The sequence below is a fragment of the Azonexus fungiphilus genome (assembly GCF_003634965.1).
Classification (GTDB): Bacteria; Pseudomonadota; Gammaproteobacteria; order Burkholderiales; family Rhodocyclaceae; genus Azonexus; species Azonexus fungiphilus.
Genome location: NZ_RBXP01000011.1, coordinates 1 through 16,590, shown reverse-complemented (window position 1 = coordinate 16,590; position 16,590 = coordinate 1). Strand labels below are relative to the sequence as shown.

The window sequence follows — 16,590 nt, the reverse complement described above, 5'->3', positions numbered from 1 at the left end:
CGCAACCCGCTACCGGAATCGCGATGATCAAGCTGCAGGCGCACGCCGCCGTCGTCCCCTACATCACCAAGGATGGCTCGGAAATCCGCGAGCTGATGCACCCGGCGGTGCACGGCAACCGCGCGCAAAGCCTGGCCGAAGCAACCATCCAGCCCGGTTGCCGGACCGAGCGCCACCGCCACCGGCTGACCGAGGAGCTCTACCACATCACCGCCGGCAGCGGCCGGATGACGCTCGGCGACGACCGGTTCACGGTCGGCCCCGGCGACACCGTCTGCATTCCCCCGGGCACGCCGCACTGCATCGAGGCCGTCGGCGAGGCGCCGCTCAAGCTGCTGTGCTGCTGTTCGCCGGCCTACGACCATGCCGACACCGAATTGCTTGGCGACAACGATTGACGGCTGGCGACCGGGTCAAAGATACTTCCCGGTTTCGAGCCCGGCGCGCCCGCCGCACCACCTCATACAAGGAGCCACCCAGTGAGCGAATCCAGCAATACGGACGTAATCATCGTCGGCGCCGGCCCGGCCGGCCTGGCCCTGGCCTGCGCGCTGGCCGACGCCGGCATCCGCAGCCACGTGCTCGAACAGAACCCGGCCGACGATCTCGTGCAGCCGCCGGAAGACGGCCGCGACATCGCGATGACGCATCGCGCCCGCCGCATCATGACCCAGCTCGGCCTGTGGGCGCGCCTGCCGGCCGACGAGATCGCACCGCTCTACCGGGCCCAGGTGACCAACGGCGAATCGCCGCGCCACCTGATGTTCGACGGCAACGAGGACGGCCACGAGCAGCTCGGCTGGCTGGTCCCCAACCACCGCATCCGCGAAGCCTGCTACGCCGGCGCCATGGCACGCGGCGAGATGATCACGCTGAGCGGCGACGCCCGCGTCACCGCGCTCGCCCGCAACGACCGCGAAGCCACCGTCAGCCTCGCCGACGGCCGCCGCTTCTCGGCGCCGCTGGTCGTCGCCGCCGACAGCCGCTTTTCCAGCGTCCGCCGGATGGCCGGCATCGGCGCCCGCTCGCTCGATTTCGGCCGTACCGCGATCGTCTGCCGGATGGCGCACGACATCGCCCATGACGGCACCGCCCACGAATGCTTCCTGCACGGCCACACGCTGGCCATGCTGCCGATGTCCGGCAAGCAGTCGTCGGCAGTATGGACGATCACCAGCGACAAGGCCGGCGACCTGATGGCGATGAGCGATGCCGATTTCACCGCCGCCGTCTCGGAAGCCTTCGGCCACCGCCTCGGCCGCATGCAGCAGGCGGGCAGCCGCCACGCCTACCCGCTGGTCGCCGTCTATGCCCAGCGCTTCTGGTCCACGCGCTTCGTCCTGGTCGGCGACTCGGCCGTCGGCATGCACCCGGTCACCGCCCACGGCTACAACTTCGGCCTCTACGGCGTCGAAGTCCTCGCCCGCGAACTCGCCGCCGCCCGCCAGGCCGGCCGCGACCTCGGCGACAGCCGGGCGCTCGCCGCCTACGCCCGCGAGCACGAGCGGACGACGCTGCCGATCTATCTCGGCACCAACATCGTCGTCAAGCTGTTCACCGACGACCGCCAGCCGGCCCGGCTGCTGCGCGAAGCCGTCGTCGGCCTGACCAACCTGCTGCCGCCGATCCGCGCCGCCGTCACCCGCCAGCTCACCGGCGACGGCCGGCCGAGCCTGCGCCAGCTGCTGCCGCGGCTGCCCTTCCTGCCCCGCCAGCCGTAAGCCAGGCCAACGGGGATGCCGCCCCCGGCATCCCCGCCACGCCAGAAAAGCAACACCGAATCCTGACGTTTCCTGACAAGACGGGCCGCAGCCCCCGCCGCTGAGTAAAATCGACAGCACGCCCTCCCTGTGTGCCTGTTCCGATGCCCGGCCAATCCATTCTTCGTCGCTGCCTGCTCCCCTTGCTGTTCGCGCTCTGCCTGCCGGCCGGCATCGCCTCGGCGCAGGAAAAGGTAACCCTGCAGCTGAAATGGACGCACGCCTTCCAGTTCGCCGGCTACTACGCGGCGCTTGAACAGGGCTACTACCGCGACGCCGGGCTCGAGGTCGAACTGCGCGAAGCCAGTCCCGGCGTCGATCCGATCGCCGCGGTGGTCAGCGGCGAGGCACAGTACGGCGTCGGCACCAGCAGCCTGCTGCTCGCCCGCAAGACCGGCCAGCCGGTGGTCGTGCTCGCCGTCGTCTTCCAGCATTCGCCGCTCGTCATCATTGCCCGCGAGGACAAGGCGAGCAAGGGCACGCAAGGTATCCACGACCTGTTCGGCAAGCGCTTCATGATCGAACCGCAATCCGACGAGCTGATCGCCTACCTCAAGCAGGAAGGCCTCGCCGCCGACGACCTGCGCCTGCTCCCGCACAGCCAGAACATCGACGACCTGGTCGCCGGCCGCGTCGACGCGATGTCGGCCTACGTCAGCAACGAGCCCTACTACCTCGACCGCGCCGGCTTCGCCTACCAGGTGCTCACGCCGCGCACCGGCGGCATCGACTTCTACGGCGACAACCTGTTCACCACCGAACGCGAGATCGCCGAGCACCCGCAACGCGCCCGCGCCTTCCGCGAAGCCAGCCTGCGCGGCTGGCAGTACGCGATGCAGCATCCCGAAGAAATCGCCGACCTGATCGTCGCCCGCTACTCGACGCGCCATCCGCGCGACTTCTACCTGCACGAAGCCCAGCGCATGGCGGCGCTGCTGCGCACCGACCTGATCGAGGTCGGCTACATGAACCCCGGGCGCTGGCGCCACATCGCCGACACCTACGCCGGGCTCGGCCTGCTGCCCGCCGACTACCCGCTCGACGGCTTCCTCTACGACGCCGACGCCGGCCGCGACCTGACCCGGCTGTACATCGCCCTCGCCCTGCTCGCCGGCGTCACCGCGGTCGCCCTCTACATCCACCGGATCAACCGGCGGCTGGCCCGCGCCCTGAGCGAAAGCCACGACAACCTGGCCCAGGTCGACGCGCTGCGCCAGGACGTGGTCGCCCAGCGCGACCATCTCGAAGACATGGTCCGCGCCCGCACCGAGGCGCTGTCGATCGCCAAGGACGCCGCCGAAGCCGCCAATCGCGCCAAGAGCGCCTTTCTCGCCAACATGAGCCATGAACTGCGCACGCCGATGCACGGCATCATGGGCCTGACCCAGCTGGCCCGGCGGCGGGCCACCGACCCCAAGCAGATCGACCAGCTCGACAAGGTCGGCCAGGCCGCCGACAAGCTCCTGCTGATCATCAACGACGTACTCGACATCTCGCGCATCGAAGCAGAGCAGCTGACGCTGGAAAGCGTCCCCTTCGCGCTCGATGCGGTGGTCGCCGACCTGCTCGCGCTGACCCGCCCGAAAGCCGACGCCAAGGGCCTGGCGCTGAGCGTCGCACTGCCCCCGGAACTCGCCGCGCTGCCGCTGCGGGGCGACCCGATGCGGCTCGGCCAGATCCTGCTCAACCTGACCGGCAACGCGATCAAGTTCACCGCTGCCGGCAGCGTCGCGCTGCGCTTCGCGCTCGCCGCCGACAGCCCCGACGCGATCCGCCTGCGCGCCGAAGTCAGCGACACCGGCATCGGCATCGCCGACGCCGACCGGCCGCGGCTGTTCACCGCCTTCGAACAGGGCGACTCGTCGGTCACCCGCAACTACGGCGGCACCGGCCTCGGCCTGGCGATCAGCCAGCGGCTGGCGCAGATGATGCAAGGCGAAATCGGCGTCAGCAGCCAGCCCGGCCAGGGCAGCACCTTCACCCTCGAAATCCGCCTGGCCAAAGCCTGAGGCGCCGCAAAATTGCCCGAATTTGACGGTCGACCGTCAAATTCGGGCAAAAACGGCGGTTGACCGTCAGCGCCCCTGGGCTGACTTGAAATGCCCGGTCTGCTTCCGTGCCATCTCCGCAAACCGGGTATCGTCGGCAACCGCCGCCGTCAGCGCCGCCCGCGAATTGACCACCGCCATGCGCGCCAGCTCGCGGTAGGCCGAATAAAGCGTGGCGCTCGAATTGCCGGTGGTCGATACCGTCGAGGTCTGCGGGAAGGGACTGTTGCGCCAGCCGCCGTCGGCATTGACCAGCAGGCGCCCGACCTCGCAGGGCACCGCCTCGCGGCAGGCGCTGCTGCCCGTCTGTGCGCAGTTTTCCGGCGCCTGCCCGGCGGCATGCAGGAAACCGCCGTGGGTGCAGCGCGAAAAGCCGGCCGGCCGGCCGGCGTCCTGCCATTCGCCGGCGAAGCCTTGGAGATCGAGCATCGGCTTGATCACCAGAATCCGCGCCAGCATCTGCCCCGCAACGCACGCTTCGTTCTCGGGTGTCGTCAGGCAGGCGAGCAAGGCCGGAACGCCCGCCGGCCCGGTGCCTTGCAATGCATAGCTCGGCTTGCCCTTGGCGCAGGCGTTGTCGAAATCCGCCAGGCCGGGCACCAGCAGCCGGACCTGGCCGGATTGACCATAGGGCAACAGCCCGGCCGCCTTCCCGGCGTCGAGCTGCTCCAGGCTCTGCTTGAGATAGCACAGGTCGCCGAACTCGCCGTCCTTATCCTGCGCCGCATCGACGATCATCAGGGTCTTGATGCCGCGCCGCAAGGCGGCAACGGCACCGGTATTCTCCGAACTGCCGCCGTCGATCAGGCGGATGAAGGCGGAGCGCTTGCGGTCCCGCTCCGCCGGTTCGCGCCCGGCGTTGTCGATCGCCGAATCGAGCCAGGCGATCGGCAGCGGCAGCCAGCGATGCCAGCGGCGGCGCACCTCGGACACGTTGTAGTTGGGAATGTCCAGCCCCCAGTTGAGGTTCAGCCCATGCTGCAGCAGCCCCAGCCCCATCGACTGCCAGCGCTGCTGATAAACCTGCTGGTTGGCATCGAAGAAAGCCGCCGAGGCAATCACCGCGTCGAGCACGCTGACGCCGGCATGCGGCGCCGCAACGAAGCCGTAACGGCGCGAGCCGTAGGACAGCGGCGTGAACTCGAAGGAATCGACAAAGGCATCGCGCTCGGGGCCGCGCAGCCAGCCGCCGATGCTGCGGTAACGGCTGGCGCTGGCCTGGATGACCCAGAACGGCAGCTCGTCGCTGCCGGCGCCGCCCCATTCCCGCCAGGCCTGGTTGAGTTCGGCGAAATCGAGCGGCAGCGCTTCCTGGATGCTGCGCTCGTTCTCGAAGCAGCCGTGCATCTGCGCCGCGACTTCGCTACCGGGCGCCGGGCACGGCAGGCGCGGCCAGCCGAGCAGCGGGCGTGTCGGCGCGCGGTAGCCGGCCAGCGGCGTGCTGCCATAGGTCAGGCCGACGCCCTGCTGGTAGATCCGCCGTGTCGGTGCGACGCTGATCCCGCTATCGAAAACACTGTTGAGCAGATGATGCAGCGGCAGGGTCAGCACGGTCGGCACCAGCATGCCCAGGTTGCTGCCCCAGGTTTTCAGGCGTTCCTGCGACGTCGCCGACACCGAGCATTTGCCCGGCACCAGCACATCCTGCGCGCAGCGCACGACCGACTGCTGGCGATTGGCCATGCTGCCGTCGACCGCCCACAGTTCGCTGCCCAGCGCATCGCGGCCGAAAGGCAGGGCTGCCGGCGCCTGGCGCAAACCATCGGCAAAAACCTCGCCCGGCGCGGTGTGGGTGACCCCGTCGAGGAACAGGAAATCGAGGTGGCTGCGCCGCCCCGGCAACTGGCCCGCCGGCCCCAGCCGGCGATTGGCGACGATCTGCGAGACCAGGAAATAGGCCGCATAACTGCCGCCGGAAACGCTGCTGACGAAGGCCACCTTGGGCAGCGCCGGATCGCCCCTGGCCGGCGCGAAGTAATCGAGATCGTCGAGGCCGGCGAGCACGCCCATGGCAAACGCCGCCGCCTTCGAGCCGCCGCCGGACAAGGCCACCGCGATCCGGTTGCGCGGCAGTGACGACCAATCCGGCTCGCCGCTACCCCGGCGGATCGCCGTCTCGCTGAGCGCAGGGTCTTCCAGCGGCGCATACACTCGCTGGCCGCCTTCGGTCAGCCACCGCGCATCGCCATCATCCCGCTGCGCCTGAGAAGCGCAGCCGCCAAGCAGCAACAGAACCGCCAGCACCCGCCAGGCCGCGGCCCCCGCCGCGCCCTTCATTCCGACCGAGCTTTTCATCGCACGTCCCCCATGACAGCGCGGCAAACCGCGTTCATGCAGAATAGATCAAGCGCGTCGGAAATTGCCTGAATTTGACGGTCGACCGTCAAATCCGGCCAAAAATCAGGCGGCGGCCCGAGTGCCGAAGCGCCACCACAAGCGCACCGCCAGCACGCCGAGCAGCGCGCCCGAAGTGTCGAGGGCGATATCCAGCCAACCGCCCTCGCGGCCCGGCACCAGCGTCTGGATCACCTCGCTGGCCACCGCCAACAGCGCCAGTTCGGCCATCAGCCAGCCGCCGCGCAAATCCGGCCGGGCCAGCGCCAGCGCCGCACCGAGACCGGCAAACATGGCGAAATGCACGTAATCGGCGAGCCCGCCCTGGCCGGTTGGCGGCGCCCACGCGCCCAGCCATTCGATCACCCAGCCCTGCAGCGCATCGCGCCAGGCGCCCGGCATCGCCACCGCCGCCAGCACCCCGACAAACACCAGCGCCAGCAACCAGCGCTGCCGCGCCGTGCGCAACCAATGCACCAGCAAGGCCGCAAAAGCCAGCAGCCAGACCGCCCACAGCACCGCCACCGCGGCCGGCACCCAGGCCCGCTCGGCGAGCAGCGACATGCGCAGATCGCTCACGGTCAGCGCACCGCCCACGCGCAGCAGGCGGGCCATGGCTTCCAGGCCGACGCTGCCGGGCGGCAGCAGGATCAGCTTGTCGACGGCGAACACGCCGCTACCGCCGCGCATCAGCGCCGCCCGCTCGTGCCCCTTGCCGGCGCCGTCGATCAACCGCACCGAAAGCATCGCCCGGTGCCAGGGCTGATCGCCCTCGCCCACCGCAGCCAGCGTCACCAGCGCCTCGACCCGGACCGCCTGGCTGCCTTCCGGCAAGGGCAGCGGCCAGATCAGCCCGCGCGATTTGCCGTCGCCCGGCGCGCTCAGCAAAAATCCCCCGGAAACGGCGTCGACCGTGACATTGCCCAGCTTGCGCAGCCCCGCATCGGCAAGCCCCGGCGCATGCACCGCCAGCACCTGGTAGCGCAGCGCCGGCACGCCCAGCCCCAGGGTGGCAAGGACGGCTGCCAGCATCAAGCACCACGAACGAAACGGCATCGAACCCCTGTCACGCAAAAAAAACGCCATTTTCACGGTCGACCGTGAACAGTGGCGTAACCGCCGGCAAAGGTCTGCCGTTCATCGAAATTCTCAGGTTTGTACAAAAACAAAAACCGCAGCATGTCCGATGACATGATGCGGTTATATGGGGTTACAGATCCCCGGCCTCTTGGCCAGGCAAACTCAAGCCTTGATCAGCAAGTGCTCCAGATGATGTTTCTTCAGACGATCGCGCAATTCCTTTTGAACGTAGGCGGCGATCGATTTCTTGCTCTGCTGCAGCGAGTCGATTTCGGATTTGGTCAATTGATTGGAAGCCAACAAGGTACTGCGCTTCGTTGGCGGTGAGTGCTTCGGGCTCGATGCCGAATGTTGCAGTGAATTCTTCATCAAACCGCTCCTTGATCAACCTGACAAACTTCCTTTCTGGCACCAGCGCCGGGCTGCGCCCCGCGTTCACCAGAACCACCACATCCCTGACCACACCGTCTTGGACCTGAATATAGTTCGATAATTCTGCCAGAGTTCCGCCCAGATTGGTCACATCATCGACCAGCACATATTCGGCGCCTGGCATTACCTTGCCGAAGAACTGTGCTCTCGCAGCCATCCGCTCCATAGGGTCAGCCCCTGTGTGATAGACACGATCGGATTGAACAATTTCCGTATCGACTCCCCCATCCAGGAAGCTCGCACAAACTGCCGCCAGCGTTTGCGGAATCGCGTTATCGCCAGTTGCTTCCTGGGCATGGGGAGAAACGTAGATCAAGCCGGGCTTCAATCTCTCACGCAGTCCACTAATCCAGGTAACCGCCAAATCCACCACCAATTCAAGCGCAGCATCCTTGTCGCCGGCCTTGGCCTTTTGATACGCATGGTGAGACTTCAGCAGCACATCATCCCGCCATAGGTGCGCAGTAGACAGAGAACGCGGAAAGCCCTTTGAACGGATCATCGACTCAGCGCCCGTACCGATCCTCAAAGCGCACGATATCGTCCTCGCCCAGGTAGGAGCCGCTCTGCACCTCGATCATCTCGAGCGGCAGCTTGCCCGGGTTTTCCAGGCGGTGCGTGGTGCCCAGGGGGATGTAGGTCGATTCGTTCTCCGACACCAGGAAGGTTTCCTCGCCCCGCGTCACCCGCGCCGTGCCGGAGACCACGATCCAGTGCTCGGCGCGGTGGTGGTGCATCTGCAGCGAGAGCACGCCGCCCGGATTGACCACGATGCGCTTGACCTGGAAGCGCGCGCCGCAATCGATGCTGTCGTACCAGCCCCACGGCCGATGCACCTTGCGGTGCGCGTTGGTTTCCGAACGCCCGGCCGCCTTCAGCTGGCCGACCACCTCCTTGACCTTCTGGATCTGCTTGCGGTCGGCGACCAGGATCGCATCCGGCGTCTCGACCACGACCACATCCTGCAGCCCGACCGTTGCCACCAGCCGGCCGCTGGTCAAAACCAGCGAATTTTCGGTGTCGACCGCCAGCACGTCGCCCTTGAAGACGTTACCGGCTGCATCCTTGTCGCCGATCTCCCAGAGCGCACTCCAGGCCCCGACATCCGACCAGCGGGCATCGAGCGGCACCACCGCGACCTCGCCGGAATTCCTGCCGGCGGCGGTCAACGGCTCCATCACCGCATAATCGATCGACTCCGACGGGCAGGCCGCGAACGCCGCCTTGTCCGGCCGCACGAAATCCATGTCCTGCTGCCGGCCGGCAAACGCCGCCTCGCACGCCGCCAGGATATCCGGCCGGCACTGCGCCATCTTGGCCAGCCAGACCGACGCCTTGATCACGAAAATGCCGCCGTTCCACAGGTAACGACCGCTATCCAGGTAGCCCTGTGCCGTCGCCTGATCCGGCTTCTCGACAAACTGCTCGACCAGGCTGGCGCCCTCGCCCAGCGCCTGGCCAACGCGGATGTAGCCGTAACCGGTTTCCGGCGCCGTCGGACAAATGCCGAAGGTGACCAGCTTGCCCGCATCGGCCAGCGGCACCGCCAGCGCCACCGCCGCCCGGAAAGCCGCCTCGTCCTGGATCACATGATCCGCCGGCATGATCACCAGCACAGGATCGTCACCGCCAGCACGCGCCAGCAAGGCACCCAGCGTCAGCGCCGGCGCCGTATTGCGCCCGCAAGGCTCAAGCAGCATGCCGCCATGCGCCACGCCAACCTGGCGCAACTGCTCAGCCATCAAAAAGCGGTATTCCTCGTTGCCGATCAAAATCGGCGAATTCAGCCGGTCGACCGTGGACAACGGCAATCCCTGCAAGCGCAAGGCAGTCGCCTGCAACATCGACAACTCACCGGCCAGGTTGAGCAACTGCTTGGGGTATTGCTCACGGGAAAGCGGCCACATCCGGGTACCGGAACCGCCGCAGAGAATCAAAGGTTGAACGTTCATCAAATGCGCCAATAGAAATCTAGAATTTTGAAAGCAAATCTTCATACTTCGAAAGTACGCTATCCCAAGTAAAATCTTCTTTAAATCTCAAACGTGATCCTGTAGACATTTTTTCTCTGAGGTCAGGTGACGACAAAAATTCAGACAAAACACAAGAAAAACTATCCGAATCTTTAAAATACAAAGCACTATTTCCAGCAACCCATCTATTAAATAAGTTGTCATGCGCAATAATAGCGTTTGCAGCGCCCAAAGCTTCAACCAACGAAGGATTAGTTCCTCCAACTTGATGGCCATGAATATAAGCCAAAGAATAATATCTCAAAGCATCAACAACGTTTCTATCGTAAATTGCGCCTAAAAAAACCACCTCTGCTCCAGCCGCGCCCCTAACGGCCCGATGATAAGGATTATTATCATCATACTTTCCGAGAACAATTAATAAACAATCTCTATTTTTATCAGAAAATCCACTCACAATTTCAAGGAGAGAATTTTCCGGCTCCGGCCTTGCTATAACAGTAAAAAATTTTTTCCCACACAATCCGAATTCACGAAGCACCTCTGAATTATTCAGAGATAACTCATCAGCACCATATGGAATTGTTGAAATCTTATTTGAGCGTACTCTAGTTGCCAAGTGATCCTTTATCTTTGGATGATCAGCAATGAGATGATTACCAATCCAGCACCCCAATCGCTCATTTATCCAAAACCAAGATTTAGCAGCCAGCCCCCATTTTGCTCTCTTCCATTCAATACCATCCATATTAATAATATTTTTTATACCAAAAACTCTAAGAGCAAGACAAAAAACAGCTGTGTTATATCCCAATGTGAGGCAAATATCTTTTTTTTGAAGAGCATGAATTACCGATTTAAAATCAAAAAAAATCGTACCAATCGCCCCGGATTGTTTTATCGGAATACGAACACGCCGCACCCCTCTCCAGCAATCCTCTGAGAGTTTACCGACTCCATCCTCTTGACAATAGACAATAACATTCCATCCCCGCGAGACAAGAAAGAGAGATAGTCTTTCGGCAAAAGTTTCAAACCCACCATGCGCAGCCGGGACACCTCGAATTCCTAAAATCCTCAGAGTCTTATTTTTATTTAAACATTTAAGAGACATATAACACCGCCGTATCCTTTGCAACCACTTCCCAAGAATAATTTAAACGCATCAAATTTAGAGCCGACCCTTTTACTTCATCAACAACAGCAGTATTACTCAAAGCATAATCAATCTTATCAGCAAGACTCAATGCGTTACCTGACTCAAAAACAAATCCGTTCTTACCATCATCAACCACTTCCAACATACCCGGCAAAGAAGAAACGATAACCGGAACCCCAAAACTCATAGCCATCAACAAAACACCACTCTGATATATTTTTTTATACGGCAAAACAATACAGTAAGCAGCCGAGTAAAAAACAGCCAACTCTTCGTCGGGTATATACCGAATATCTAATTTGAAGAAATCCGAAACATCTAGCTTATCTATCAAATCCTGATAAATAGAAAAATCGTCTTTCCAAACCTTGCCCGCAACAACAATGGAAAAATCATCACGACGTGATTTCAAATGCGAAACAGCATGAATCAGAACATCCAAACCTTTAACCTTCTTAATTTGCCCAAAAAACAAAACCATTTTTTTAGATGGATCCCCCCCCAACTCTGCAACAGCAAGCTCCCTGGGAATTGATGAAAAATCCGAGTCCAGATAATTACCATGAGGTATAACAGAAAGCCTATTTAAAACCTCGGGAACCCTCTCAAGTATTTCGTTTCGACAAACACGATTATGCACAACCACTTTATCTACAATTCGATAGAAAACCTTGTCGAGTAACAAACTCTGTTTATTCGCAAACGACTCAACATCATGAATAGTCACAACGATATTCGAGAAAAAAAATCTAGAAAAAATAACGGTAGCCAACTCCAAACCAGAAACACCAAAAAATTGAAAATGTGCATTTTTCAATTTATTATTACTAGCATCAACACACGCCCGAAACAATCCTCGAAAGAACCGTACAAGCCTTAGCAATTTATTAGATTTCCCGTAAACACCAATAAAACATTTTTCGACATCAACCCCTGCAGCACCATCAAACGACAGATCATTATCAGATGTATATAACTTGACATAACAACCATTTTTTACAAGGTTAATTATCAAGCCAAAATCGTAGTAATCCATACCCCCATGCCCACCAACAGGCTCTATTAAAGCGACCCTCTTCATTGAGACTTCCTCAGAAATGGCGAAAAATAACGAACAACAGCAAGAATTAACGCAACCCATATTAATGAAATAGACTGAGCTGATAATCCTGATGTGAGCATTTTTACAAAAACCTCAAGAAGTAAGCAGTATGCAAAAACAGAGTAGTAACTAAATCTATTCACAACCAAGAAAAAATATACAGAACGAACAAAAAAACCAAAAGCCAATGACAAAACAATTACTCCTGGCATACCAAAATTTATATAAAAGTCACCTGCCATGGTGGGAGGAATACCGAACCCCTCAAATGAAAGCCCAACATACTCCTTAAGCCATGACTGATAATCATCCTGCTTTCCCGGCAAAACAGTTAATATATCCATAAAGAAAGTCTTCCCATAGAAAAACTCCCCTCCATAATAGAATGCCGAAAAAACCTTCTCCAAATTAGACGAAAATATAACAAGCCGATACAATACAGCCGTATAAAAATCAGCAGTAGTATCGCTAAAAGGATTTCTAAATAGCTCAAATAAGACAACAAATACAAATGCTCCAATACCAACAGCAAAAAACTTACTTAGAGGTAACGGACGAACAATATAATGATATACGACAAGAACATAAACATATATCCAAATAATATATCGCCTTGAACCCGTTCCCGTCAGAAACAAACCGGCAATAGTAGCCAGCACAACAATAAAATAAACAGATTTATTTTTTTTATCTGAAAAACAATTTATTGCCCACAAAGAAACCGCCGGCATCACCAACGTCATCAGATAAAGAAAATATCCATTTCCTGAGACAGAGAGAGCCATAACTCTAGCAACTTCTTTATTATCGGAAATAATAGGAATATTTCCGGCACGCAGATAAAAAAACACACCTGAAAAAAGCCCAACAAGTAGGAAAATCTGCGCCAGCCGCAGGATACCTTGAGTATCCACAAGTTCCTTTGAAAAAACTCTTGGTTTATTAAAACAATAGCCAGATAAAATAAACCCAATATTCATACACAAAAGCGACATCGAAAGCAGTTCGAGAACTTCAGCGTATAGCCCATCCTGATAGATATCCGGAAAAAAAAGATAAATCACAATGGGCCCTGAAACAACCATTATAAAATAATACAAATTAATAAATATTTCTGGCTTGAAAGGATCTTTATCCCCTCTAGAAACAGAGTACCAAATAACACAAAATGCAAAAAACAGAATCATTATTTAATAACTCTTACAATAATATCCAGAAAGGAAGTCATCAAGCCAAATTTCAAGCCACAAAGGATTAAGCAACTTGGCTTTATTTTTCATTTTCTCAAACCGCTCAAAATCATTGGATTTTGAGTAAGCTCGAATAGACTGAAGTACAAAATCGCTCCCAGCAGGTCTTGAAATAACTAAGTCTGCATAGCTGTTACCTTCTTTAAACCATTCCTCTTCGGTAAAAGCCAAGGCCTGAGGTATAAATTTTTTACCATATTTTTTTACACCATAACCAACCAAGTGTTTTGATATAGATGAATCACGAAATCCAAAAAACTGCTCATGAACAGCAAAGGTTTTCGGGAAACTTGGAAATAAACTTTCGTACATATCGATCAAGTATTCCCAGTTATTTCTATACTTTGAGAAAGAGAAAGATGTCTTACCGATTGCTACCATGGGCATATAAAAATTAGCCTCTAAGCCATTCGTATTGCTTCCGCCGGTTATAGCAATCGAGTTAACAGAATTTTCGTAAGCATTTACTAATAAACTCACTTCGGATAAAAACTTAGAGAAATATTCTATATATTTTTTATCCCACGGTACTGGAGCTTTAGCCTTTCTAGAAACTCCATCCTCTACGTAACTATCAACATGATCCCATTCTACAAATTCGATTTGTTTTTCAAAAACCCATTGTGGCACCCATCTACCGGCTAATAAACCTATATTGACTTTCTTGTTATTGCGCACCGCCAAATTCAAGGCGTTTTTCAAAATTGAAAAGTCATATCGATTTTCCTCGGGTTGTAGCTTGCTCCAACCTACGTATAAAGTGACACCTGAAATGCAAGGATCACTAAAAACTCTTTCTAAACTATCTGAGCGACCACTAGTAATTACAACATAGGTATCCAACTCATGAGCAAACGATGGATTATTAGAAAATAAAAATGAAAAAAAACTAAATGCTAGACTTAATTTCAGAAACCACACGGTCGATCTCACCCGAAAGACTAATCAAGTCAAAATTAGAAGCGTAAAATTTATTACGAATATCTACAAAGACGCAAGGATCGTCAAGATCACTATATTCAATTAGTGCTCCATCTACTCCAGCCTGCTCCAAAAAACTAACATTTTTCGGAGAGTAGTTAAGCAAACAGAATTTTCGACTGTTTGCAAAAGCCATTAAAGCAACATGAAGTCTAGCCGTAATAATATATGAAGCCTTAGATATCTCCTCGACGACTCGAGAAATGCCATTGTCGATAGATATAATCTCAATCGAGCCCGACGGAAAAATATTTTTTTCTATAAAAAACAAATCCTCAGAATCGCACTCTGAATCAGTATTAACTAACACGATTTTTGAGAAATCACCATGCTCAAAAAGGCAATTAATTGCCCTACAGAAGTTTCGCAAATAATCTTTTGATTTAGCACGTCCAAAATAGTCTTCCACATTGCGATATGCGACTAGCAGACTATTACTCGAAAAGTCATTATTTATTTTATTTACAAGCAGAGGGTATCTGTAAACCAAGTCAGGAACGTAACTAATTTTTTTTCTATAAAACCCAGGGAATTTTTTAGCCGCATCAAATTCCCTAAGATATATTTTTGAACTTATCAGTAACGCCCCTGCCAGTATGATTTTTGTTCGAATTTTTTTTGTTTTACCAATTCCGATTCCGACATAATAAATTTTCTTACAAAAAAGGCGAGCCAGGAGAAAATACTTGATAGCACCATCTCCCCCTTCGTCCATAAAGCAAGTCCCTCCTCCCCACATAACAGCGGAAGCAGTGCTAGTATCTTTTAAAAACTGAAAAAATGTAGAAATTCTATTTTGCGTTATTATGTGAATAGCACCACCGGTTAATTCATATACGGCTTTGCAGATCTTATCAGAATACGTATAAACAACGATTTCATATTCAGAAAAAAGAGAAACCAATGTCTGTAACATTGCAACATCACCGACGTTACTCCCATAGTACCCAACAATAACAACTTTCTTCATAATTTAATCTTTAACCTTGAACAAAACATGCATTTTCATCAAATAAACGAAAAGCAGAATATATTCAGAAATAACAAGCAACACAATCAACTCTGACAAACCCCAAAAAATCGAGGAGAAAAATATCATTAAAATCTGTACTGACAGCAAATAAACCGAGGCCTTAACTTTGTACAATACTTTTCGTTCAGCAATTAAAAAAGCACCCAATACAGTTAGAGCATATCTTGCAGGAATAAGCGCCGCTGCGGTGGTAATTAAATTCGAAGCCAATGTGTATTTGGCCCCAAAAAAATATTCGAATATAGGCTTGGAGTAGTAAAAAACCATGAAGGCCCCTAGCGCCCCCAGAATGAGCATCAAAAAAATACTGGACAAGTATATTTTTTTGTATGCACTCCCTTTGCTAATTTGCATTCTTTGGAGCGTGGGAAGTAAATATTGACCATATATAGCATTAGGCACAATAAACACTACAAGCAAAATTGAAAAGCAAATTGAAAACTGCGCAGCTGCACCAAAACCGAATAAAACAGAAACAAAAACAGTCGGCAACTGAACCTGAAGCATATTAATTAAACCGTTCGTTGCAAACGGCAACGAGCCAGTACAAATTGAAACCACCCTTCGAGCTGAAAATATCTTCCGTGCTTTCAGATAATCAAAACCATCGATTCTCTTAACAAAGGAAAAATTCAACAAAAAAACCAGCACAGCACTTAACAAGTAACCGACCAGGGTAAATAAAAAACTACCTAAGCATACTAAACCAATTACTGATGAAAGCAGCCTGCCAAATTGCGACAAAAACTGAAAATAGGCTATTTCCCTAAATCTGGAGTTAATTTGGAACAACGGCAATGTAAAACCAACCCCCCCTTGCATTATCAAAACAGGAAATAATACGAGGAACAGCAAAACCATAAAAACATCACCCCAAACCACCCACACAATTATCAATCCGGTGAAGTAGAATGAAACGACACTAAAATTAAATATGCACGCCGCCACTGGCTTTAAATACCCCACCCCCCTCCCTCTTTTTGAATTGTGTTCCAACATATAAGAACCAATTCCCAAAGAAACCATTGGGGAAGCAGAATTTAGCAGAGCTAATATCGTTAATAACCGTCCGAACTCTTCTGGCTCAGTGTATTTAGCCAAAATTATTTGATTGGCAAAAACAAGAAAAGCACCAGAAAGCATACCTACGATCAAAGTCAGAATAGTTTTGACCATTAATCTCGACGCATAAAATTTATAACCATAAACAACCGAATTTATAGATCACCTTTCAGAAAATCTTTTCGTTTATCAATCCTAAAAGATATTTTCCATAAAGATTTTTCGACATCGGCTGCGCCAGCTTCTCCAGTTGCGCCGCATCTACCCACCCCTTGCGGAAAGCGATCTCTTCCGGACAGGCCACCTTCAACCCCTGGCGTTTCTCGATCGTGGCGATGAACTGGCTGGCGTCGAGCAGGCTTTCGTGGGTGCCGGT

The 16,590-nt window shown here is 54.7% G+C and carries 13 protein-coding genes and 1 pseudogene; 3 read left to right on the top strand and 11 right to left on the bottom strand.

Annotated features, from left to right (window positions below; genetic code table 11):
- Positions 1-23: 23 nt before the first annotated feature.
- From DFR40_RS02840 to DFR40_RS02830, 3 genes are all read left to right on the top strand, one after another.
- Positions 24-398, top strand: coding sequence for a cupin domain-containing protein (locus tag DFR40_RS02840; protein ID WP_121456982.1), 375 nt, complete (start codon positions 24-26; stop codon positions 396-398).
- Between the two features lie 81 nt (positions 399-479).
- Positions 480-1,721 carry a 5-demethoxyubiquinol-8 5-hydroxylase UbiM gene (ubiM, locus tag DFR40_RS02835; protein WP_121456981.1) on the top strand — a complete coding sequence of 414 codons (1,242 nt, stop codon included), beginning with the start codon at positions 480-482 and terminating at the stop codon, positions 1,719-1,721.
- A 143-nt stretch (positions 1,722-1,864) separates the two neighbouring features.
- A complete protein-coding gene (locus tag DFR40_RS02830) occupies positions 1,865-3,769 on the top strand; it encodes an ABC transporter substrate-binding protein (RefSeq protein WP_121456980.1) in 1,905 nt (634 codons plus the stop codon).
- A gap of 66 nt (positions 3,770-3,835) precedes the next feature.
- On the opposite strand, the gene DFR40_RS02825 is transcribed toward DFR40_RS02830, so the two are convergent.
- The 11 genes and pseudogenes from DFR40_RS02825 to DFR40_RS02775 form a co-directional block, all read right to left on the bottom strand.
- Positions 3,836-6,103: a hypothetical protein gene (locus DFR40_RS02825; RefSeq protein WP_121456979.1), complete on the bottom strand. Its 2,268-nt coding sequence runs from the start codon at positions 6,101-6,103 to the stop codon at positions 3,836-3,838.
- Between the two features lie 105 nt (positions 6,104-6,208).
- Positions 6,209-7,174, bottom strand: coding sequence for a VanZ family protein (locus DFR40_RS02820; RefSeq protein WP_121456978.1), 966 nt, complete (start codon positions 7,172-7,174; stop codon positions 6,209-6,211).
- Between the two features lie 178 nt (positions 7,175-7,352).
- Complete coding sequence (locus DFR40_RS02815) at positions 7,353-8,156, bottom strand: hypothetical protein (RefSeq protein WP_211329712.1); 804 nt, start codon at positions 8,154-8,156, stop codon at positions 7,353-7,355.
- Between the two features lie 4 nt (positions 8,157-8,160).
- Positions 8,161-9,606 (bottom strand): mannose-1-phosphate guanylyltransferase/mannose-6-phosphate isomerase, encoded by a 1,446-nt coding sequence (locus DFR40_RS02810; RefSeq protein ID WP_121456977.1) that lies wholly within the window; start codon positions 9,604-9,606, stop codon positions 8,161-8,163.
- A 19-nt stretch (positions 9,607-9,625) separates the two neighbouring features.
- Entirely contained in the window at positions 9,626-10,741 is a 1,116-nt protein-coding gene (locus DFR40_RS02805; RefSeq protein ID WP_121456976.1) for a DUF1972 domain-containing protein, read from the bottom strand.
- Positions 10,731-11,867: a glycosyltransferase family 4 protein gene (locus tag DFR40_RS02800; protein ID WP_170160142.1), complete on the bottom strand. Its 1,137-nt coding sequence runs from the start codon at positions 11,865-11,867 to the stop codon at positions 10,731-10,733. Before DFR40_RS02800 ends, DFR40_RS02805 begins: the two co-directional genes overlap by 11 nt.
- Entirely contained in the window at positions 11,864-13,075 is a 1,212-nt protein-coding gene (locus tag DFR40_RS02795; RefSeq protein WP_121456974.1) for an O-antigen polymerase, read from the bottom strand. The genes DFR40_RS02800 and DFR40_RS02795 overlap by 4 nt, the downstream gene beginning before the upstream one ends.
- A 3-nt stretch (positions 13,076-13,078) precedes the next feature.
- Positions 13,079-14,059, bottom strand: a complete 981-nt coding sequence (locus tag DFR40_RS02790) for a beta-galactosidase (protein WP_170160141.1) — start codon at positions 14,057-14,059, stop codon at positions 13,079-13,081.
- A complete protein-coding gene (locus DFR40_RS02785) occupies positions 14,028-15,089 on the bottom strand; it encodes a polysaccharide pyruvyl transferase family protein (protein WP_121456972.1) in 1,062 nt (353 codons plus the stop codon). The genes DFR40_RS02790 and DFR40_RS02785 overlap by 32 nt, the downstream gene beginning before the upstream one ends.
- 3 nt (positions 15,090-15,092) lie before the next feature.
- On the bottom strand, positions 15,093-16,328 hold the full coding sequence (locus DFR40_RS16900; protein ID WP_147431278.1) for an MATE family efflux transporter: 1,236 nt from the start codon (positions 16,326-16,328) through the stop codon (positions 15,093-15,095).
- 55 nt (positions 16,329-16,383) lie between these two features.
- A pseudogene (locus DFR40_RS02775) lies at positions 16,384-16,590 on the bottom strand (glucose-1-phosphate thymidylyltransferase RfbA); the annotation flags it as partial.